General features: G+C 75.6%; 12 protein-coding genes. 7 read left to right on the top strand and 5 right to left on the bottom strand.

The genetic code is table 11. The annotated features are described in order from the left end of the window. On the bottom strand, positions 1-9,222 hold a 9,222-nt coding region (locus ACFWIS_RS28070; RefSeq protein ID WP_380463306.1), incomplete at its 3' end, for a type I polyketide synthase. 135 nt (positions 9,223-9,357) lie between these two features. On the opposite strand from ACFWIS_RS28070, the gene ccrA reads away from it, so the two are divergent. Together ccrA and ACFWIS_RS28080 are read left to right on the top strand one after the other, a co-directional pair. Beyond that, positions 9,358-10,707, top strand: a complete 1,350-nt coding sequence (gene ccrA / locus ACFWIS_RS28075; RefSeq protein ID WP_380463303.1) for a crotonyl-CoA carboxylase/reductase — start codon at positions 9,358-9,360, stop codon at positions 10,705-10,707. Between the two features lie 31 nt (positions 10,708-10,738). Continuing rightward, on the top strand, positions 10,739-12,964 hold the full coding sequence (locus ACFWIS_RS28080) for an aspartate aminotransferase family protein (RefSeq protein WP_380463301.1): 2,226 nt from the start codon (positions 10,739-10,741) through the stop codon (positions 12,962-12,964). Between the two features lie 73 nt (positions 12,965-13,037). On the opposite strand, the gene ACFWIS_RS28085 is transcribed toward ACFWIS_RS28080, so the two are convergent. Next, complete coding sequence (locus ACFWIS_RS28085; protein WP_380459972.1) at positions 13,038-14,225, bottom strand: acyl-CoA dehydrogenase family protein; 1,188 nt, start codon at positions 14,223-14,225, stop codon at positions 13,038-13,040. A gap of 249 nt (positions 14,226-14,474) precedes the next feature. Between ACFWIS_RS28085 and ACFWIS_RS28090 the strand changes: the two genes are divergently transcribed. From ACFWIS_RS28090 to ACFWIS_RS28105, 4 genes are all read left to right on the top strand, one after another. Next, positions 14,475-15,089, top strand: a complete 615-nt coding sequence (locus ACFWIS_RS28090) for an NADPH-dependent FMN reductase (protein WP_380459974.1) — start codon at positions 14,475-14,477, stop codon at positions 15,087-15,089. Positions 15,090-15,175: 86 nt separating this feature from the next. After that, entirely contained in the window at positions 15,176-15,886 is a 711-nt protein-coding gene (locus ACFWIS_RS28095) for a phosphatase PAP2 family protein (protein ID WP_380459976.1), read from the top strand. Positions 15,887-15,934: 48 nt separating this feature from the next. Then, the gene (locus ACFWIS_RS28100) at positions 15,935-16,528 is read left to right on the top strand and encodes a SigE family RNA polymerase sigma factor (protein WP_380459978.1); all 594 of its coding nucleotides are present in this window, start codon (positions 15,935-15,937) and stop codon (positions 16,526-16,528) included. Next, positions 16,518-17,756 carry a hypothetical protein gene (locus tag ACFWIS_RS28105; protein WP_380459980.1) on the top strand — a complete coding sequence of 413 codons (1,239 nt, stop codon included), beginning with the start codon at positions 16,518-16,520 and terminating at the stop codon, positions 17,754-17,756. The genes ACFWIS_RS28100 and ACFWIS_RS28105 overlap by 11 nt, the downstream gene beginning before the upstream one ends. A gap of 44 nt (positions 17,757-17,800) precedes the next feature. On the opposite strand, the gene ACFWIS_RS28110 is transcribed toward ACFWIS_RS28105, so the two are convergent. From ACFWIS_RS28110 to ACFWIS_RS28120, 3 genes are all read right to left on the bottom strand, one after another. Next, positions 17,801-18,925 (bottom strand): FAD-dependent monooxygenase, encoded by a 1,125-nt coding sequence (locus ACFWIS_RS28110; protein WP_380459982.1) that lies wholly within the window; start codon positions 18,923-18,925, stop codon positions 17,801-17,803. Positions 18,926-19,062: 137 nt separating this feature from the next. Then, positions 19,063-20,223: a transposase gene (locus tag ACFWIS_RS28115; RefSeq protein WP_380459983.1), complete on the bottom strand. Its 1,161-nt coding sequence runs from the start codon at positions 20,221-20,223 to the stop codon at positions 19,063-19,065. A 174-nt stretch (positions 20,224-20,397) separates the two neighbouring features. Next, entirely contained in the window at positions 20,398-21,654 is a 1,257-nt protein-coding gene (locus ACFWIS_RS28120; protein ID WP_380459985.1) for an MFS transporter, read from the bottom strand. A gap of 196 nt (positions 21,655-21,850) precedes the next feature. On the opposite strand from ACFWIS_RS28120, the gene ACFWIS_RS28125 reads away from it, so the two are divergent. Further along, a complete protein-coding gene (locus ACFWIS_RS28125; RefSeq protein ID WP_380459987.1) occupies positions 21,851-22,309 on the top strand; it encodes a MarR family transcriptional regulator in 459 nt (152 codons plus the stop codon). Positions 22,310-22,400: the final 91 nt, after the last annotated feature.

A 22,400-nucleotide genomic window follows, 5' to 3' on the forward strand; every position in this document is an offset into this window, starting at 1 on the left:
ACCCACACCCTCGGACCACCCCGTACCGTCCGCACCCACCCCGAACGACTTGCACCGACCGTCCCCCGCCAACCCCTGCTGACGCGAGAACTCGACGAAGGTGGTCGGGGTCGCCATGACGCTGACCCCGCCGGCGAGCGCCATCGTGCACTCGCCGCGCCGCAGCGACTGGACGGCCAGGTGCAACGCCACCAGCGACGACGAACACGCCGTGTCCACCGTGATCGCCGGACCCTCCAGACCCAGGGTGTAGGCGATCCGGCCCGAGGCCACACTCGCGGCGGCACCCGTCATCAGGTAGCCCTCCACCCCGTCCGGCACCTGCTCGGCCCGGGCGGCGTAGTCGTGGTAGGCCACGCCCATGAAGACGCCGGTGCGGCTGCCGTGCGCGTCGGCGACGGGGATGCCGGAGCGCTCCCAGGCCTCCCAGGACACCTCCAGCAGCAGCCGCTGCTGGGGGTCCATGGCCAGCGCCTCCCGGGGGCTGATGCCGAACAGGCCGGCGTCGAACTCCCCGGCGTCGTACAGGAACCCGCCGTGCCGGGTGGCCGAGCGGCCGGGCCGGTCCGGGTCCGGGTCGAAGAGGTGCCCGGTGTCCCAGCCGCGGTCGGTCGGGAACTCGCCGATCGCGTCCACCCCGTCGGCGACCAGCCGCCACAGGTCCTCGGGCGACTGCACGCCGCCCGGGAAGCGGCCCGCCATCGCCACCACGGCGATCGGGTCGTCGTCCTGGCCGGCGCCGCCCGCGGACGGGTGTGCCGGGCGGTCGGGCGCGGTGGCGGGGGCCGCCTCCGCGCCGTCGGGGCCGAGCACCCGCTCGCGCAGGTACCCGGCGAGGGCCAGCGGGGTCGGGTGGTCGAAGAGCAGGGTGGTCGGCAGCGGCAGGCCGGTCGCGGTGCGCAGCCGGTTGCGCAGCTCCACCACGGTCAGCGAATCGAAGCCGGACTCCCGGAAGGCCCGCTCCAGCGGGACGGCGTCCCGGTCGGCCGCGTCGTGGCCGAGGACGGTGGCCGCGTGGGCGCGGACCAGGTCCAGCAGCTCGCGGTCCTGGTCCGGCCGGGACAGCCCGGCCAACCGGGCGGCGAGTCCGTGCTGTTCGGCGACGACCGCCCCGGGCCCGGCGCTGTCGGCGCGGGTCGGCGGCCGGACGATTCCCCGCAGCAGCGCGGGCAGGTCCTGGTCCCGGGCCCGGTCGCGCAGCGCGGCCGAGTCCAGGTTCGCCGGGAGGAGCAGGGCGCGCCGCGTCCCGAGCGCCGCCGTGAGCAGCGCGAAGCCGTCCGCGGTGGTCATCGGGGCGAGGCCGGTCCGGCGCAGCCGCGCCAGGTCCGCCTCGGCGAGCCGCCCGAGGCCGCTGGCCTGCTCCCACAGCCCCCAGGCCAGGGAGAGCCCGGGCAGGCCCTGGGCGCGGCGGCGGTGGGCCAGCGCGTCGAGGGCGGCGTTGGCGGCCGCGTACGCGGACTGCGCGGGCGTGCCGAGCACGCCGACGGCGGAGGAGAAGAGCACGAACGCCGTCAGCGGGAGGTCGCGGGTCAGTGCGTCGAGGTGGAGCGCGCCGTCGGTCTTGGGGCGCAGCACGGCCGCCAGGCGCTCGGGCGTCATGGCGTCGAGCGGTGCGTCGTCGACGGCGGCCGCCAGGTGGTAGACGCCGGTGAGCGGGTGCTCGGCGGGGATGCCGGCGAGCAGGGCGGCGAGCTCGGAGCGGTTGGCGACGTCGCAGCGGCGGACGGCCACCTCGGCACCGGCGGCGGCCAGTTCGGCCCGCAGCTCGGCCGCGCCCGGGGTCTGCCCGCCGCGCCGTCCGGTGAGGATCAGGTGCCGGGCACCCGCCTCGACCAGGCGCCGGGCCAGCTCGGCGCCGAGGCCGCCGAGGCCGCCGGTGATCAGCACGGTGCCGTTCGGATCCGCGGCGGGGACGGGCGAACCGATCGTCCGGACCAGACGGGGGACGAGAACGGTACCGTCGCGCAGCGCGGCCTGGGACTCCCCGGCCGCCAGTGCGAGCGCGGCCGCGCGGCGCACGGCGCGCTCGTCGGTGCCGTCGGGACGGGCGGCGTCGTCGGGCCGGGCAGTGCCGTCGGGACGGGCGGCGTCGTCGGGCCGGGCAGTGCCGTCGGGCCGGTCGGCGGCGGGGTCCGTGTCGAGCAGCAGGAACCGGTCGGGGTGCTCGGCCTGGGCCGAGCGGACCAGGCCCCAGACGGCGCCCTGGGCCGTACCGGTCACCTCGGCGTCGCCGCCGACCGCCACCGCTCCCCTGGTCAGCACCACGAGCCGGGCGGCCGGCCGCTGTTCGTCGGCCGCGAAGGCCTGGAGGGTCTTGAGCACGGGGGCCAGGACGGCGGCGGTCGCCGGCTCGGTCGGTGCTGCCCCGTCCTCGGCGGGCGTGCCGTCCCCGGCGAGCGCGGCGGCGTCGAACAGGACGAGGGCGGGCTCGTCGACCGGCCGGGCCGGCAGCGGCTGCCAGTCGAGGCCGTACAGGGCCCCGCCGCCCGTCGGGCCGGCCGTCAGGCCCGCCACCGGGACGGGCCGCAGCAGCAGCGACTCCACGTCCAGCACCTGGGCGCCGGTGGCGTCGGTCGCGGTCACCCGCACCGCGACCCCGCCCGCCGGGGCGACCCGTACCCGCAGCGCGGTGGCGCCGGCCGTCGGAACGCCCACGCCGGTCCAGCTGAACGGCATCCGCAGCTGCCCCTCCCCGGGGGCGGCGGCGCGCAGGAGTTCGGCGTGCAGGGCCGAGTCGAGCAGCGCGGGGTGGACGGCGTAGCGGCGGGCGTCGCCGTGCCGGTCCGGGTCGAGGGCGACCTCGGCGTACATCTCCTCGCCCAGTCGCCAGGCGGCTCGCAGGCCTTGGAACGCCGGTCCGTAGCCGTAGCCGTCGGCCGCGCGGTCCGGGTAGAAGCCGGTGACGTCCACGGGTTGCGCGCCGGGCGGGGGCCAGGCGGCCGGGAACGGGCCGGGGGCCGGCGCGGCGGAGGCCTCGGCCAGCGCTCCGGCGGCGTGGCGGGTCCAGGGCTCGTCCGCGCCGGTGGCCGGGCGGGCGTGCACCGTGACGGGCCGTACGCCGTGCCGGTCGCGGGCGCCGACCGTCACCCGCAGTTCGGCGGCCGTCCCGGCGGGGAGCAGCAGCGGCCGCTCGACGGTCAGTTCCTCGATCCTCGGGCAGCCCACCTCGTCGCCCGCGCGCAGCGCGAGTTCGACGAAGCCGGTACCCGGGAACAGCGCGGTGCCGCCGATCGCGTGGTCGGCGAGCCACCCGGGCGATCGTGGCGCCACCCGGCCGGTGAGGACGACCTGGTCGCCGTCGACGGCGGCGAGCACCGCGCCCAGCAGTGGGTGCCCGGCGGGCGTGAGGCCGGCGGCCTGGACGTCGGCCGGGCCGGTCCCGGGCTCCAGCCAGTGCCGACGCCGCTCGAAGGGGTAGGTGGGCAGGGCGGTTCGGCGGGCCCCGGTCCCGGCGAGGGCCGGGGTCCAGTCCACCGCGACACCTCGGACGTGCGCCTCGGCGAGCGAGCGCAGGAACCGCCCTCGGCCGCCCTCGTCGCGTCGCAGGGTGCCCAGGGCCGTCGGCTGGTGCCCGGCCTCCTCCGCAGTGTCCTGCAGCGCCGAGGTGAGCAGCGGGTGCGGGGAGCACTCCACGAAGGTGCGGTGGCCGTCGCGCAGCAGGGCGAGCACGGCGCCCTGGAAGTCCACCGGCTCACGGGCGTTGCGGAACCAGTAGTCCGCGTCGAGGTCGTCGGCGCCGAGCGGGCCGGCGGTCACCGTCGAGTAGAAGGGGACGCGCGGCGGATGGTGGGCGACTCCGCCGATCAGCTCCCGCAGCGGTTCGCGCAGCGGCTCCACCAGCGCGCAGTGCGAGGCTCCGGCCCGGACCACGACGCGGGCCCGGATGCCCTCGGCCTTGCAGCCGGTGACGAAGCGTTCGACCTCGTCGGGCTCCCCGGCGACGGTGACGGCGAGCGGGCCGTTCACCACGGCCAGGTCGAGGCGCGCCCCCCGCTCGGCGATGCGCTCCCGCACGCCGTCGGCGGAGAGCTCGACGGCGGCCATCATGCCCCGGCCCGGCAGTTCCTCCGACCAGAGGCGGCTGCGCCGCACCACCACCGTCGCGGCGTCCTCCAGCGTGAGCACCCCGGCGACGCAAGCGGCGGCCAGCTCGCCCTGGGAGTGGCCGACGACGGCGTCGGGCCGCACTCCGTGCGCCTCCCACAGCGCGGCCAGCGAGACCATCATCGCGAACAGCACCGGCTGGGCGACATCGGTCCGTTCGGGGTCAGCGGCGGCACCGGGGCCGCCGAGGAGGGTGTCGAGCAGCGACCAGTCGACGAGCGGGTCGATCGCGGCCGCGCACTCCCGCAGGCGCTCGGCGAACGCCGGGGCCTGGGCGTACAGTTCGGTGGCCATGCCGGGCCACTGCGACCCGTGGCCGGGGAAGACGAGGACGCTCCGGCCCGGCTCGCCCGCGGTGCCGAGCACCACGGAGGCGTCCGGGGCGCCGCTCGCCAACGCGTCCAGGGCGCTCGCGAAGCCGGCCGCCCCCGGGGCGACGACGACGGCGCGGTGGGCGAGGTCGGCGCGGCCGTGGACCAGTGAGAAGGCCACGTCGGCCGGGGCCGGCGGCCGCGGCTCGCCGAGGCGGGCGCGCAGCCGGGCGGCCTGCTCCCGCAGGGCGCCCGGCGTCCGCGCCGACAGCGGCCAGGCCAGCGGGCCGACCGGGTCGAGCTGAACGGCCGGGGCGAGCTGAGCGGCCGGAGCGGACGGGTCGGGGGCCGGAACGGCGTCGGAGTGGTCGGACGCCGGGGGCGCCTCCTCCAGGATCAGGTGGGCGTTGGTGCCGCTGATGCCGAACGACGACACCCCCGCCCGGCGCGGCCGCCCGGGCGCGCCGGGCCAGTCGACCGCCTCGGTGAGCAGCCGCACCGCGCCCGAGCTCCAGTCGACGCTCGGGGTGGGCTCGTCCACGTGCAGGGTGCGCGGCAGCACCTCGTGCCGCAGGGCCTGCACCATCTTGATGACGCCCGCCACCCCGGCCGCGCTCTGGGTGTGCCCGATGTTGGACTTGACGGAGCCGAGCCACAGCGGCCGGCCCTCGGCGCGTTCGCGACCGTAGGTCGCCAGCAGCGCACGGGCTTCGATCGGGTCGCCCAGCCGGGTACCGGTGCCGTGCGCCTCGACGGCGTCGACGTCGGCGCCGGTCAGCCCGGCGGCCGCCAGGGCCCGTTGGATGACCCGCTGCTGGGCCGCGCCGTTGGGCGCGGTCAGGCCGTTGGACGCGCCGTCCGAGTTGACGGCCGAGCCGCGGACCACGGCCAGCACCGGGTGGCCGTGGCGGCGGGCGTCCGAAAGCCGTTCGAGCACGAGCAGCCCGGCGCCCTCGGCCCAGCCGGTGCCGTCGGCGGCCGCCGCGAACGCCTTCGAGCGGCCGTTCGGGGAGAGCCCGCCGAGGCGGCTCAGTTCGGCGAACACCCCGGGCGTGGGCATCACCGTCACGCCGCCCGCGAGCGCCAGCTCGCACTCCCCGCCGCGCAGGGCGCGGGCGGCGTCGTGCACGGCGACGAGGGAGGCGGAGCAGGCGGTGTCCACGGTGACGGCCGGGCCGCGCAGGCCGAGGACGTAGGCGATCCGGCCGGAGGCGACGCTCGGGGTGCTGCCGGTGTAGAGGTAGCCGTCGGAACCGTCGCTCGGCTCGCCCAGCCTCGGCCCGTACTCCTGGGCGGTCGCCCCGACGAAGACGCCGGTGTCGGTGTCCCGGAGCGAGGCGGGGTCGATGCCGGCGTGCTCCAGGCTCTCCCAGGCGGTCTCCAGCAGCAGGCGCTGCTGCGGGTCCAGGGCGGCGGCCTCGCGCGGGCTGATCCCGAAGAACGCGGCGTCGAACCCGGCCACGTCGGCCAGGAAGCCGCCTTCGCGGACGTACGAGGAGCCCCGGCGCGCGGGGTCGGGGTCGTACAGCGCCTCGACGTCCCAGCCCCGGTCGGCCGGGAACCCGCCGATGGCGTCGACGCCTTCGGAGACGACGCGCCACAGCTCCTCGGGGGAGCCGACGCCGCCGGGGAAGCGGCAGGCCATGCCGACGATGGCGATCGGGTCGGCGTCCTCGGCCGCTGCCGCGCCGGTGGAGCCGGAAGCCTCTGCCGCCCCGTCGGCCCGCTCGGGGGTGTTCGGGCCGTGGGCCAGGTGGCGGGCGAGCAGGCCGGGCGTGGGGTGCTCGAAGACCAGGGTGTCCGGCAGCGGCAGGCCGGTCGCGGCCGCCAGCCGGGCCCGCAGTTCCAGGGCGGTGGCCGAGGTGAGGCCGAGGTCCCGGAAGGCGGTGTCCGGCGCGATCTCTCCGGGGGTGTCGGAGCCGAGGACGGCGGCGGTGTGCTGCCGCACCAGGTCGAGCGGGTCCCGCAGCGGCGCGCCGGCGGGTGTGGCGGCGCTCGGCCCGGGTTCAGGCGCGCCGGGTTCAGCCGCGCCGGGGCCGGCGATCCCGGGCCCGGCGGTCCCGGCCGACTCCCCCGGTTCGTCCAGCCCGGCCAGCCAGTGCCGGCGCCGCCGGAACGCGTAGGTCGGCAGGGCGACCCGGGACCCGCCGCCGATCACGGCGGCGAGGTCCACCTCGGCGCCCGTCGCGTGCAGTCCGGCGAGGGCCTCGACCACGGTCGCGGGCTCCGGCCGGTCGGCGCGCAGGGCGCTGAGGAAGGTGCGGTCGTCGGGCAGCGCCGCGCGGGCGGCGGGGGCCAGCACCGCGTCCGGCCCGAGCTCCAGGTAGGTGGTGACGCCCGCCGCGTCCAGGCGGCGGACGCCGTCGAGGAAGCGGACGCAGTCACGCACGTGCCGCACCCAGTACTCGGGGTCGCACAGCTCGGCGGCGCCGGCGAGGTCCCCGGTGAGGTTCGACACGACGGCGAGCCGGGGCGGCCGGTAGGTCAGCGAGCGGGCGACCGCGCGGAACTCGTCGAGCATCCCGTCCATCAGGTGGGAGTGGAAGGCGTGGCTGACCCGCAGCCGCCGGGTGCGGCGGCCCCGGGCCCGCCACCGGTCGGCGAGGGCGTCGACCGCGTCGGCGTCGCCGGACAGCACCACGGCACGCGGTCCGTTCACCGCCGCGAGGCCCACCCGGCCCGCCGACTCCGCCAGTTCGGCCGCCAGTTCCTCCTCGGCCGCCTCGACGGCGACCATGGCGCCCGTCTGCGGCAGCGCCTGCATCAGGCGGCCGCGCGCGGCGACCAGGGTGCACGCGTCGGGCAGCGACAGCACCCCGGCGACGTGCGCCGCCGCGAGCTCGCCGATCGAGTGGCCCAGCAGGAAGGAGGGGCGCACCCCGAGCCCGGTGACGAACCGGTGGAGCGCCACCTCCACGGCGAACAGGCCGGGCTGGGCGAACTCCGTACGGTTGATCAACTCTGCGTCGGGCGAGCCTGGTTCGGCCCAGATCACCTCGCGCAGCGGCCGGTCCAGCACCGCGTCGAAGCGGGCGCACACCTCGTCGAAGGCCGCCGCGAAGGCCGGGTGCGCGGCGTGCAGCCGCCGCCCCGTGCCGAGCCGCTGGGCGCCCTGCCCGGTGAACAGCACGGCCACCGCGCCGTCCGTTCCCGCCCGGCCGACGACCGTCCCCGCACCGGCCGCTCCCGCGCCCAGGGCGTCCAGCCGGGTGAGCAGCGCCTCCCGGCCCTCGGCGACCACGACGGCGCGGGTCGCGAAGGCCGTACGGGTGGTGGCGAGCGAATCGGCGAGGCCCGCCGGCGGCAGCTCCGGCCGCTCGCGGATCCACTGCGCGAGCCGGCCTGCCTGCGCGCGCAGGGCCGGCTCGTCCCGGCCCGACACCGCGAACGGGAGCGGCAGTTCCGGCCGGCGCCGGTCGTCGGCCGGAGCAGCCGTACCGGCCGCGCTCCCGGTGGCGGGCGGTGCCGATGAGAGCACCAGGTGGCAGTTGGTGCCGCCCATCCCGAAGGAGCTGACCCCGGCGACCCGTGGCGCGTCGGCGTCCCGCCACGGGGCGAGCCGGTCGTGGACCCGCAGCCGGAGCTCCTCCAGCGGGATGAGCGGGTGGGGGGTGCGGTAGTTGAGGCTCGCGGGCAGCTCGCCGGCCCGCAGCGCGAGCACGACCTTCAGCAGCCCGGTGACCCCGGCGGCGCCCTCCAGGTGTCCGACGTTGGTCTTCACCGAGCCGACGAGCAGTGGCCGGTCCGCCGGGCGGTGCCGGCCGAGCGCCTCCCCGAGGGCCCGCGCCTCGACCGGGTCGCCGACCCTCGTCCCGGTGCCGTGCAGTTCGACGTAGCCGACGTCACCGGGCGCGACCCCGGCCCGCCGGTACGCCGCCTCGATCACCTCCCGCTGGGCCCGCGGGTCGGGCGTGGTCAACTCCGGGCCGCCGCCGTCGTTGTTGACGGCGCCGCCGCGGATCACGCACCGGACCTCGTCGCCGTCGGCGAGCGCCCGGCCCAGCGGCTTGAGCACCAGCACCGCGCCGCCCTCGCCCCGCACGTAGCCGTTGGCCCGTGCGTCGAAGGTCCAGCACTCGCCGTCCGGGGACAGCGCGCCGAAGTGCTCGACGCCGACGGTCGCGGCGCCGGCCAGGTTCAGCTGCACGCCGCCCGCCAGCGCGAGGTCCGACTCCCCGGACCACAGGCTCTCGCAGGCGCGGTGGACAGCGACCAGCGAGGAGGACTGGCCGGTGTCCACGACCATGCTGGCCCCGCGCGCACCGAGCAGGTAGGACAGCCGGTTGGCGACGAGGGCCCGGTTGAGCCCGGCCAGGGTGTGCGGCGAGACGGCGTCGGCGCCGGCCCGGGCGGTCAGCCGGGCGTAGTCGTCGGCGGTCGCGCCGAGGAAGACGCCCAGCCGGGTGCCGCGCACCCGGGCCGGCACGATCCCGGCGTCCTCCAGGGACTCCCAGCCCAGTTCCAGCGCGAGCCGCTGCTGCGGGTCCATCGCGGCGGCCTCGCGCGGGGTGACGCCGAAGAACTCCGCGTCGAAGTCGGCGACCCGCTCCAGGAAGCCGCCCCGCGGGGTGCGGACGGCGGCGTCCCGCCAGCGGTCGGCGGGGGTGTCGGTGATCGCGCTGCGCCCGTCGCGCAGCAACTGCCAGAACGCGTCGGGATCGGCCGCGCCGGGCAGACGGCAGGCGATTCCGATGACGGCGACGGGTTCCGGGGATTCGACGGCGACGGGATCCGGGCATTCGAAAGCGGGATCCGGGGATTCGACGGCGACGGCTTCCGGGGATTCGAACTGCGCATTGACGGCCACGTCGAACGACGATAGGCACGGCGGTCCACCGCCCGGCAACTCGCTGGAATCCGGCCGCCGGGAATTCCCGGTGAACCGTCGATTACCCGACCCGCACTAGGTTGCGCACCGGACCAGACGGAGTAGGGAGCTGCCGTGAACCCCTTTTTGGAAGCGATCGTCGAGAACCGGCCGCCGGAGGCCCTCGAACGCCTGGAGTTGCCGGGAGAGTTCGCGGCCGCACACCTGCGCGCGGACGAGACCGCGATGTTCCGCGGCGTGGCCGACAAGGACGTACGCAAGTCGCTGCGCGTCGGACCGGTGGCCATGCCGGAACTGGCCCCGGACGAGGTGGTCGTCGCGGTGATGGCCAGTTCGATCAACTACAACACCGTGTGGTCGGCCACCTTCGAGCCCGTCCCGACCTTCGAGTTCCTGCGCCGCTACGGCGCGCAGGGCGGCTGGGCCGCCCGGCACGACAGGCCGTTCCAGGTGGTCGGCTCGGACGCGTCCGGGGTGGTGGTGCGGATCGGCTCCGGCGTGCGCCGGTGGCGGGTCGGCGACCACGTCGTGGTGCACCCGGTGCACGTGGACGAGCAGGAGCCGGTCACGCACGAGGACGCGATGCTCGGCACGGAGATGCGTGCCTGGGGCTACGAGACGAACTACGGCGGGCTCGGTGAGTTCGCCGTCGCGCGCGCCAGCATGCTCGTCCCCAAACCACCGCACCTGACCTGGGAGGAGGCCGCCGTCACCCCGATGTGCGGCAGCACCGCCTACCGGATGCTGGTCGGCAGCCACGGCGCCCGGATGAAGCAGGGCGACGTGGTGCTGGTGTGGGGCGCGGCCGGCGGCCTCGGCACGTACGCGGTGCAGCTCGTCCGCAACGGCGGCGGCATCCCGGTGGCCGTCGTCGGCTCGGAGCGCAAGGCGGAGGCGGTGCGCCGGCTGGGCTGCGAGGTGGTGGTCAACCGCTCGGAGATCGGACTGAGCGACGACCCGAACCCCTCGCCCGAGGCCGTCCTGGCCGCGGGCAAGCGGCTGGGCGGCATCATCCGCCGCGAGACCGGCCGGGACCCGGACATCGTCTTCGAGCACGTCGGCCGCGCGACCTTCGGCATCTCGGTGTTCGTCGCCGGGCGCGGCGGGACGGTGGTCACCTGCGGTTCCAGCACCGGCTACCACCACGAGTTCGACAACCGGTACCTGTGGATGCGGCTGAAGCGGGTGGTCGGCAGCCACGGCGCCAACCTCAAGGAGCAGCTGGACCTCGGCCGGCTGGTCGCCACCGGCGCCATCGCGCCCGCCCTCTCCGCGCTCTACCCGCTCGCCGAGGTCGGCGAGGCGACCCGGCTCGTCCAGCGCAACGAGCACATCGGCAAGGTCGGTGTGCTGTGCCTGGCCCCGGAACCGGGCCTGGGCGTCACCGCACCGGAGCTGCGCGCGCGGATCGGCGCGGACCGGATCAACCCCCTGCGGGACTTCGCGCCCGCGTCCTCCCTGTGAGAGCAGGACTGCCCATGCGAGGAGCGCACTGATGGAAGAACTGGTGGAAGAACCGGCGGAGAGCCTGGCGGCGGAGGAGCCGGCGGAGGAGCTGGCGGAGCGTTACCTGAGCCAAGCCCTGTCCGTCTGGGGCCTGGACGTCGAGTACGTCCGCGCCGAGGGCGACACGATGTACCTGCCGGGCCCCGAGGGCGGGCAGAGCCCCGTCGTCGACTTCGTCGGCGGCTTCGGCTCGCTGTTCTTCGGGCACAACCACCCGGAGCTCGTCGCGCACGCCACCGGCCTGCTGACGGCGGGCACACCCAGCCACGCGCAGCTCTCCCGGCGCACCGAGGCGCAGCGGGTGGCGGCGGCGCTGAACGCCGTCACCGACCGGGAGTTGGAGGCCGGCGAGCCGTACGAAGTGGTCTTCGCGAACAGCGGGGCCGAGGCCGTCGAAGCGGCCATGAAGCACGCCGAGCTGGCGCGGGTCCTCCGGCTGGGCGCGCTGGCCGCCGAGCTGGCGGAGCACGCGCGCGAGGTCCTCGACGCGGCCGGCACCGGCCTGCAGCTGGGCCCGGAGGCGGCCGAACTCGCCGGTCCCGGCGGGGACGTGGCCGCGGTGCTGGCGGAGGCGGAGCGGCACAACGCGAAGGCGCTGGGCCGCTCGCCGGAGTTCTTCGCGCTGGAGGGCGGGTTCCACGGCAAGCTGGTCGGCAGTCTCCAGCTCACCCACAACCCGACCTTCCGGCTGCCGTTCGCGGCGCTCGGCGCCCGGGCCCGCTTCGTGCCGGCCGGGCAGCCGGAGGAGGCGCTGAAGTACGTGGCGGCGGAACAGCCGTACGCGCTGGACGTGCTGGTGCTGGACGGCACCGTCCAGGTGCACCGGCGGCCGGTGCCCTTCGTGGCCGGGTTCGTCGTGGAGCCCGTCCAGGGTGAGGGCGGCATCCGCGAGCTGACGGCCGAGCAGGGCGGGCGGATCGCCGAGGTCTGCCGGGCCCTGGAGTGCCCGCTGATCGTCGACGAGATCCAGAGCGGCGCCGGGCGGACCGGGGCGTTCTTCGCGAGCGCGGGGATCGGGCTGACCGGCGACTACTACACCCTGGCCAAGAGCATCGGCGGCGGCCTGGCCAAGACCTCGCTGCTGCTGGTCCGACGCTCCCGCTACGTCAAGGAGTTCGAGCTGCTGCACAGCTCGACCTACGCCAAGGACAGCTTCTCGTGCTCCGTCACCGAGAAGGTGCTGGAACTGCTGGAGCGCGACGGCGGGGCCGCCTACCGCCAGGCCGCCGAGCGCGGGGAGCGGCTGCGCGCGGCACTGGAGGAGGTCCGGGCCGAGTTCGGCGACGTGGTGCGGGACGTGCGGGGGCGGGGCCTGCTGGTCGGCTTCGAGTTCGCCGACCAGTCGGACGCCGAGTCCCCGGTGATCCGCGACTACGCCCGCGGCGGATTCTTCGGCTTCGCCGTGGCGGGCTTCCTGCTGCGCCGCCACGGCCTGCGGCTGATGCCCACCGGCAGCGCCCCGCACACGCTTCGCATCCAGCCCTCGTACGCGATCGGCGACGAGGCGATCGACCGGCTCGCGGCCGGGCTGCGGGACATCTGCGCGCTGCTGCGCCGCCAGGACGCGCTGCCGCTGGTGCACGCCCTGACCGGCGTCGACACCCCGGCGCCGCGCGCGCAGGCGCGGGACTTCCGCACCACGCGACGGGCCGGCGGGAGCGACGGAGCCGGTGAGAGCGACGGAGGCGACGGGGCGCCCGCGCGCCGGATCGCGTACGTCGCGGAGCTCAGCACGCCGGACGCCCTGCGCCGCTTCGACTCGACCCTGGCCGACCTGGACGACGCGACGCTGCGGGCCTTCGTGGCCCGCTCGGCGCCGGTGCGGGCCATGGCTCCGCTGCCGCCCGTCCGGTGCGCGGCCACGGGCGGCGCGGGGGCAACGGTCGGTGCCGAGGTGACGGTCTTCCCGCTCCTGGTCGACGAGGCCATCGGCGGGGCTCCGGGCGCCGGTGCGGGCACGCTGCCCGCCGATGTCGCCGGCCAGGTCGGTGCGGCCCGCGCGGCGGGCCACCAGGTCGTGGTGGTCAGCCCCTGGCTGTGTGGCCTGACCGGGGCCGAGGTCCGCCCGGAGACGGTGCGCGGCCCGGCCGGTTTCGCCCTGCCGGCCGGCTTCGGAGCCGATGGTGCCGACGAGGCCGACGGAGCCGACGGCGGCCCGGTGCTGCTGCCCGTCGAGCTGGCCGAGGCACTGTCCCCGGCGCCCTCGGGCGCCTGACTGACGGCCCCACGGCAGAGGCCCTGCCCCGGCGCGATGCGTCGGGGCAGGGCCTCTGCCGTGGGTACCGGGCTCAGAACAGCAGGGAGACCGGGGCGCCGGTGCCGAGCAGCGACCGAGCGTAGTCCTCGAAGATCATCGGACGGTTCAGCGCGGTGTGCCGGCTGCCGATCTCCAGGTCGCGCCAGTACCGCTGGACGGGGTTGGCCTGCGCGAAGCCGCTGGTGCCCGCCAGGTCCAGCAGGCGCTGCATGGCCTCCCGGGCGCGCTCCAGCGAGGTCACCATGTGCATGCGCAGCCGGGCCCGCTCGGCCGGGGTGGCGTCCTGCCCCTCCGGCACCGCGTCGAATCCGTCGGCGACGGCCAGCATGTGCATCACGGCGGTGTCGATCAGGTGCGTCGCCTCGGCGAACTCCTGCTGCACCGAGAGCGAGTCGACGGCCCGGGAGTAGGTGGAGAAGGCTAGCGGCTTGTGCTCCTCCAGCTTCGCGCGGACCAGGTCCAGCGCGCCGTGGGCCGCGCCCACCAGCGAGGACAGGGAGTGCAGGTTGCCCTTGATCAGCACGGTGGCCGGGACGGGGGACACCGGCTCGCCGGACGGCTCCAGCGGAGCGAACTGCACGAAGCGGTCCGGGACGAAGAGGTCCTCGGCGATCATCGCGTGGGTGCCGGTGCCGAGCAGCCCGGCCACCTTCCAGGTCCGCTCGATCCGCAGGTCCGAGGGCGGCGCCAGCAGGTTCGCCACGCCGGTCTGCTTGCCGTCCTCGTCGTACACCGGCACCCAGGCCAGGAAGGCCCAGTCGGAGAGCTCGCAGCCCGAGGCGTACGGGAAGCGGCCGTTGACCTTCAGCCCGCCGGCCACGACGTCGGCGCGCAGGGCGGGGTCGAGGCTCGCGGCCGAGAGCATGACGGCGTCCGGGTCGGCGCCGTAGATCTCCTCCAGTCCGGGCTTCGGCATCAGCATCACGAGGTCGACGGAGGCGGCGTGGTTGGCCGCGATCCAGCCGGTGGACGGGCAGCCCCGCCCCAACTCGGCGAGCACCTCGACCTGGTGACGCATCGGCAGCTCCCAGCCGCCCCAGGCGCGGGGCGTGCTGAGTCGCAGCAGACCCGCCTCGCGCAGCGCGGACATGTTCTCCGCCGGGACTTTCGACTCCCGTTCGGTCAGGTCGGCATTACGGCGCAGCAGGGGGACGAGCTCCTGTGCGCGGCCGATCAACTCCTCACGCGTGGGGACTGTTTCGGCGGTGTGCTGAGACATGGTGGTTCCCTTCTCGGGGCCGACCGCGGGGCGGCGAGGTTTCGCGTCCATGGGGATTCCGCGAAGCGGTCGCCCGGGCCGTCGGCCCCAACGTCCCGGAGAAACGCGCGAATTCACCCATGCCGGCCCACGCTAGCGGTCGCCTCCCGAACCGCGCCCACGGCGCCGTAATCGGTTGTCCACCGCTGCGGAATCCTCCATTACCCGCCACAGAACGGGCGGTGGAAACCCCCGTTCTACGGTGAGCGGGTGAATGGCGGAACACAAACCCAGCGTCAGGTCCGCATCCTCGGTGTCGGCGGTTCCACCCGTCGGGGGTCCTCCTCCGAACGGGCCCTGAACGCCGCCCTGGCCGCCGCGACCCGGCACGGCGCGGCCGTGACGGCGATCAGCGGCGCCGACCTCGTCCTGCCCATGTACGACCCCGCGGACCGGACCCTGCCGCCGCCCGCCGAACGGCTGTTGGCCGCGCTGGCCGACGCGGACGGCGTGCTGATCGCCAGCCCGGCCTACCACGGCAGCACGTCGGGCCTGCTCAAGAACGCCCTGGACTACGTCGAGGAACTGCGCGACGACGCCCGCCCCTACCTCAGCGGACGCGCCGTCGGCTGCCTGGTCGTGGCGCAGGGCTGGCAGGCCGGCGCGTCCACCCTGGGCGGCCTGCGCACGATCGTGCACGCGCTGCGGGGCTGGCCCACGCCACTGGGAGTGGTACTGAACACCACGGCGAGCGGCTTCACCGAGGACGGCGAGTACGCCGACCCCCGGGTCCGCGAGCAGGTCGAGACGATGGCCGGCCAGGTCGTCGACTTCGCCCGGGCCCACCGCTCCGCTCCCCGGGGACCTGGCGCGGCCGCTCCCTAGTCCCTGGCGCGGCTGAGTGCCGCCGGGCGCCTCGAACCCCGAGCATGGGGGCCACACCCCCGCTCCGAGGAAGGGCGCCCGACCCGATGAACCACCCCAGCCCGCAGAACGCCCGCCCGACGGCGCCCCGGCGCCGGTGGCCGGTGGCGGCCGCCGTCGGGCTGCTGCTGTTCGCCGCCCTGGCGGCGCTGCTCGCCGACCACGGCTGGGCGCCGTACGGCTTCGAACGGGACGCCAACGACTGGAGCGCCGCCCACCGGCCCCCGGCGGCCCGGGCGGCGGCCGTGGTGGTCACCTCGCTCGGCTCCGCCGTGGTGCCGTACCTGCTCGCCCTGACCGCCGGGGCCGTCGCCGTCCGGGCCCTGCCCGTGCCGCGGCCGAGCCGCCTGGCCGTACCGCTGTTCCTCGCGCCGGTGCTGTGGCTGATCGCCGGCCAACTGGTGCGCCTGGGGCTGATGCACGTCTTCGCCCGGCCCCGGCCGCCGCGGCCGAGCTGGGCGACCGACGCATCCGGCTTCTCCTTCCCGTCCGGGCACTCCTTCACCGCGGCGGCCTGCGCCGGGCTGCTCGCCCTGGCCGTCGCCCGCGCCCGACCGACGGCCGCCCGGGGCGCCGCCGCGGGAGCCGCCCTGTTCGCGGTCGCCGTCGGCCTCAGCCGGATCTACCTCGGGGTGCACTGGCCGCTGGACGTCCTCGGCGGCTGGCTGCTCGCCGCCGGCTGGCTCGCCCTCGGCACGGCGGCGACGGCGGCAGCCGGACCAGCGCCGACGCCCCCCGACGGCGGCCGTGACGCATGACACCAGGCGGGCTGTCACATGAGGGCGGGCCCACCGCGTTACCTGGACATGGATCAAGAATCGAGTGCGGGCGCCCAGGCCGAGCCGCCCTGGCCGGAGTTCCCGGCGTTCGTCGCCTCGCGGGCGCGGCATCTGTTGCGGACGGCGTTCCTGCTCACCGGGGGTGACGCCCACCTCGCGGAGGACCTGGTGCAGGAGGCACTCGGCCGGGTGTACGTCAAGTGGCGGAAGATATCGCGGCTGGAGAACCCCAGTGGCTACGTCCAGACCGTGCTGGTCAACACCTTTCTGTCGTACCGGCGCAAGCGCAGCGCCTCCGAGCGCGTCACCGACGAGTTCCCCGAGGTCGGGGTGCACGACCCGGACCCGGCCCTGCGGCTGACGTTGCTGCGCGCGCTCGCCGAACTGCCCGCGCCGGACCGCGCGGTGCTGGTGCTGCGGTTCTGGGAGGACCGCAGCGTCGAGGAGACGGCCGCCGCGCTGCGGCTGAGCGGCACGGCCGTGCGCACCCGGTGCCGCCGGGCGCTCGCCCGGCTGCGCACGGTGCTGGGCGAGGACCTCGCCGCCGCCCTCGGCGACTCGACCGGAACGGACCGACCCGACCCCTCTCCGCAGAAGGCGGTGCTGCGCCATGCCCAGTGACGACGAGTTCGCCGACGAGTTCGCGGACGGCTTCGCCCGTGCCCTGCGCGGGGCCGCCGAGCTGGCGCCCGAGCCGGTGCGGCACACCCTGGCCGCCCGGGCCGAGCAGCACGGTCGCCGGTGGCGCCGCCGCCGGCGCACGGCCGTCGCAAGCGCGCTGGTGGTGCTGGTGCTGGCCGGGGGCGGTTTCGCGGCCGCCGGGCCGGGCGGGTTCGACCTGGTGGGGCCGACCGGTCCGCCGGAGCCGAGCCTGCCGACGATGGACCCGCGGGAGATGGTCGCGCTGTTCAGCGGCCTGCTGCCGAAGGGCACGGTGACGGAGCTCAACAGCGCGCCGCCGAAGAAGGTGGACAGGCACCGGACCGGCGCGACGCTGCTGTTCGACGACGGAGCGGGGGCGAGCATCGTCGGGTTCTCCGCGGAGCGGACCAACCTGGCGCCCGAGGCCGCCGCGGTCTGCATGGACGGGTTCCAGACGCCCCAGGACTCCTGCGAGCGGACGGTCCGGCCGGACGGCTCCGTGCTGGTGATCGACAAGCTGCGGAGCACCAACACCCAGGGCGGCCGCGAGTGGCGGGTCACTTGGGCGGCGCCGGACGGGCGCCGGGTCGGGTTCACCGAGTACAACGGGCAGCCGGCCATCGCCAACCGGCCGAGCCCGCCGGTCTCCGACGACACCCAGCTGACCGACCTGGTGACCTCCCCGGTCTGGGACCAGATCTTCGCCACCCTCGCCCCGGCCGAGGGAGCCCCGAAGCCGGCCCACTCCCCCGCGCCCACGGCCACCGGCCCGTCGAACGCGGACCTGCTCGCGAAGCTCGTCCCGCTGCTGCCCGCCGGGGCGAAGGTCGAGGGCCAGGACCCCGGGCACGCCGCACTGACCGTCACCTTCGAGGGCCGCACCAGCATGCTGACCGTCGCGTTCGACCCGCCGTCCCAGCGCGGCCGGGACGAGCTGGCGACCATGGACCGCAATCTCCCGACCCCGCTGGAGGTCCGGGAGAAGCGCCCGGACGGCTCGCTGGTCGTCACCAACCGCTTCGGCAACGGGAAGACGGCGACCAACCCGGTGCTGCACTGGCTGGGCGCCGTGTACTACCCGGACGGCAGCCAGGTGCGGATCAACGAGTGGAACGGCCCGAACGCGTACACCTTCGAGCCCGGCGACCCGGCACTCGACGTGGACCGGCTGAAGGCCGTCGCCACCGCCCCGGTCTGGCACCCCTGACCGGCGAAGGCCCGTCCCCGGAGCGGGGACGGGCCGGGGCCGGTCTACCGCCGCGCGGAGCCGCAGCCCGCCGGGACGTCCGGCGCCCGGTCGGCGCCCCGGCCCGCGTCTCGGTCGGCGCCCCGGCCCGCGCCCCGGCGGGAGTCGAAGTCGGCGAGCCAGCGCAGCGCGTCGCCCTCCGAGGCGTCCCAGCTCGCGCCCAGTCCGACGGCGTCCTCCAGCGCCTGGTGCAGGCCGGAGGCCTCCAACGGGCCGGCCGGCTCGGCGCTCTCGCCGACCAGGGCGACCCGGCCTCGGACCCGGCCCGAGGCGGCGGCCCGGTCGGGGACCGTCCGGACCCGCCAGTCGCGGCCCATGGTCAGCACGTTGCGGGCGGCGTAGCCGATCTCCGGGAAGGCCCCCAGGACGTGTTCCAGGTCCACCCGGGCGCCGTCGAGGTCCGCGCCGTCGAGGTCCGCGCCGACGTGGTCCGCGCCGACGTGGTGGTGCCGGGTCGCGGAGAGGCTCAGGTACCGGGAGTCGGGCAGCGGGTAGTGCGCCACGTGCCACTCGGCGCCCACCCAGCAGGTGGCCGCGCCGTCCTGCCAGCGGTCGGCGACCAGCTCCATCGGGATGACGGTGTGGTAGACGGCGAGCCGCGGCCGCAGGGCGCGAAGGCCGGACCAGCGCGGGTCGTGGCGGACGACGGAGCGGGCGGCGCCGGAGAGGATCAGGGCGTCACCGGTGACGCTGCGCCCGTCGGCGAGGGTGGCCACCACCGATTCGCCGTGCTCGGTGTAGCCGACCACCCGGCTGTCGGCGCACAGCCGAACGGCCTCCAGCTCCCAGCAGGCTTCCAGCAGCGGCTCGTACACGTCCAGCCGGTGGGCGGTCGCGTGGGTGGCCCGGCCGTCGCCGTGCCGGGCGGGCAGCGCGATCGAGCTGACCAGTTCGCCGCTGGCGCCGTCCATGATGCGGAACCCGTCGATGACCAGCGACCGGTCCCGGACGGCGTCGCCGACGCCGAGCCGGTCCAGCAGCCGGAACGCGGGCGGCGCCAGCCGGACGCCCGCGCCGCCCTCGGTGAGCACCGGCCGCTGCTCCAGGACGAGGACGTGATGGCCTCTCGCCCCCAGCGCGACCGCCGAGGCCAGACCGCTGACTCCACCGCCGGCAACCAGAATTCGCATGGTCCGATGATGGCTCCCGGGCGGCGGGCCGGGCGACGCGGTCAGGGCGCCTGTGTCAGAACCTCCGACGGAGGTGACACAGAACCAAGTCAGAGGTTTGAACCGCTCAATGTGCTGAAATGTCCGTTTCTCAGTGTTCAGAGCGCGCGTCCCATCCGGCTCGTCGGACCCATCCGTCCCACCTGTCCCATCCGCTCCATCGACACCATGCAGTGCGTCCACGGCCGGACCCGGGCCCGCGCCGCGGCGACCACCTGGGCCACGTGCGCGGCCGCCGCCAGGGTCATGTGCCGGTGCCAGCCGTCGGAGCCGCGTCCCTCGTAGTCGTCCAGGGCACCGGCGTGCGAGGCCGACCCGGCGTGGTCCAGCTCCACCCGCTGCGGGAACGTGGTCAGCCGCAACAGCACTCCGAGCGGCGTCGCCGTCAGGTTGGTCAGCCAGCACCCGACCGGCTGCTGCCGCTCGGGGTCCCACTGGCCGAGCAGCAGCAGCGGGAGCCCGGCCCACTCCACCTGGACGCCGCCGACCAGGCTCCGGCGCACGGCACCGGTCGCCGGGTCCGTCCACTCCACCGGCCGCCGCAGCATCCGGTGCAGCTGCAGCACCCGGGCGGCGGGCAGCGGACGGGCGCCGCGCCCCGCCCCCTGGTCCAGCACCGGCAGTTCGGCGGGCACGGCGGACAACAGCGGTGCCCCGGCCCGGGCGTAGCGCTCGAAGACCGGCCGCAGGTCGGCACCCGGGATGTCCAGCACCACCGGGCGGGGCCCGATCGTGCTCGGGTCGCACACCCGGGCCGCCGTCGCCACACAGGCCGCCGCCCGCTCCCCCGGCGGCAGCAGGCTCCACTTCACGGGCACGGTGATGTCGCCGCCCACCCCCCACATCCCGATCGCCCGCCGGCCCTTCCTGGGGACGGGCAGTGCCTTCACCACCCAAGCGGAGAACCGCAGTTCGTTGTCGGCGTGGCGCTGCAGCGCGCGACTGACGGGTTCCCAGTCCCAGGTGGAGGAGGCGATGAAGTGGTGCAGGCTCTGGGCGAGTTCGGGGCCGCCGACCTGCGCGGCGATGTTCCGGATCGACTTGCGGCCTTCGGCGGCGATCAGCCCGCGCAGGTAGAGGGCCCCCTTGGCCCGCTGGTCGCTGCGCGGCAGCGGGGCGAAGAGCACCTCGGCCAGCTCGTCCAGGACGGTGCTGCCGGTCAGGGCGGAGGAGTCGGTCAGGGCGGACGGGCCGGGCGTCTTCCGGGCAGTCCGGCGCGGTGCGCCGGACTGCCCGGACCGAATGAAGGTCGTATCCACACCAACCGCAACGGCCGCACCGCCGGGCCTATTTCCGCTCCGCCCGGCTTGGCCGAAACTCGTCCTCCCGGTACGTGCGGTGCACGGCGCAGCGGGCCTGACGAGCCGCCGCACCGTCCCGCCGGTGGACGGTCGGCGGTGCGGCGGTGCGGCGGTGCGGCGACCGTACGGGAGTTACGGCTTCCGGGCCAGCCCGGCATCGACGGCCTCGACCGCCCCGACGGCATCCGGCTCCGCGACCGCCGGGGCCGCGGCCACCGGCGCCTCCTCCCGACGGCCGCGCGCCCACATCACCACCGAGAGCCCCAGCGCCAGCGCGGTGGCGAGGGCGGCGGTGAGGGTGACGGCCCGGGCGTCGTAGCCGAGGTCGATGGTGGCGCCGCCGAGCCAGGCCCCCAGCCCGTTGCCCAGGTTGAACGCGGACACGTTGGCGGACAGGGCGAGGGCCGGCGCGGCGGCGGCCACCGCGAGGATCCGTGCCTGGAGCGCCGGGATGATGGAGAAGCCCGCGGCACCGAACAGGAACAGGGCGATCGCGGCGGGGATCTGGTGGGGCGCGGCGAACCAGAACACCAGCAGGGCGACCAGCAGGGCGCTCTGGGCGCGCAGCACGCCGCGCATCACGTTGGCGTCGGCGGCCCGGCCGCCCAGGATGTTGCCGAGGACGGAGCCGATGCCGAAGACGATCAGCAGGATGCCGACCATGGCGGGCGCGAAGTGGCCGATGTCGCGCAGCAGCGGCGCCAGGTAGGTGGAGGTGGTGAAGACCGCGCCCTGGGCCAGCACGGTGATCAGCATGGAGAGTTGGAGACTCCCCCGGCGGAACACCTTCAGTTGTTCGCGCAGCGAGAGCCCGCCCTCCGCGCCCGCGTCGCCCTCGGTGGACAGCGCGCTGGGCACGAACCTGACGATGAGCAGCAGGCAGATCACCGCGAAGGCGGTGACGTAGCCGAAGGTGGCGCGCCAGCCGAAGTGCTGTCCGATGAAGGTGCCGATCGGAGAGCCGAGCACATTGGCGAAGTTGAAGCCGAGCGCGATCTTGGCCATGGCGGTGGCCTGCTTGTCCGGTGGGGACATCAGCGCGGCGACGTGCCAGGCGACGGCCGCGAAGGTGCCGTGGCTGAGCGAGGTGAAGATCCGCGCGCCCATCAGCGTCGGGTAGTTGGGGGCGAGCACGGCGATGACGTTGCCGAGGATGAAGACGCCCATGAGGCCGAGCAGCAGGCCTTTGCGGGACCACTTGGTGGTCAGCAGCGTGATGATCGGACCCCCGATGGTCACCCCCAGCGCGTAGCCGGTGACCAGCAGACCGGCCGTCGGGATGGTCACGTCCAGGTCGGCGGACATCTCGGGCAGGATGCCCGCGATGACGACCTCGGCGGTGCCGACGCAGAACACTCCGAGCATCAGGGCCAGGAGGGGCAGTGGCATGGCGGCCCAAGCCTTTCGTAGGGAGCCAGTAGGGAGGAGGGAGGCAGCAAGGATGATGTATGCGATTGCATAGAGATAATGGACGAACCTGCCCGGGTGGTCAACTGCCGCAAAGAGTTACGCTGGGCAACAGTGGCGAACGGACACGTGCAACGTTTCGAAGGACTTCGAAGGACTCAGTGAGGGGCCGCGTCGTATGGAGACTTGGGGACCGGGGAGCGGACGGGACGAGATCGCCATCTGGCGGCAGCTCACCCGGCTGATGGAGCAGGTCAACGCGACCGCGGGCAGGCGACTGACCCGCGGCCACGGGGTCTCCATGAACGAGCTGCTGCTCCTGCTCTCGCTCACCGAGCAGCGGGACGGCACGCTGCGGATGTCGGACCTGGTGAAGGCGCTCGGCGCCAACCAGCCCGCGGTCAGCCGGATGACCGCCCGCCTGGAGGACGCCGAGTGGGTGGTGCGGCGCAGCGCCGCGGACGACAAGCGCGGGGTGGACGTGCAGGTCACCGAGGCCGGCCGGCGGCTGGCCGGGGTCGCCGAACAGACCCTGCGCAAGGCGCTGGCCGAGGCCCTCGACTCCGCCGCCCTGAATGACTCCACCGCCTCGCTCGTCGCCCGGCTGCGCTACGCGCCCGCGGTCCCGATGGACTGAGCGCCTCCACCCCGAACCAGCCCCGGCCGCGGTCCACCACCCGCGACCGGGGCCGCTTCACGCCCGTTCACACGCCCGCAACGCGGGGCCA

This window comes from Kitasatospora sp. NPDC127060, assembly GCF_042724935.1.
Lineage (GTDB): Bacteria > Actinomycetota > Actinomycetes > Streptomycetales > Streptomycetaceae > Kitasatospora.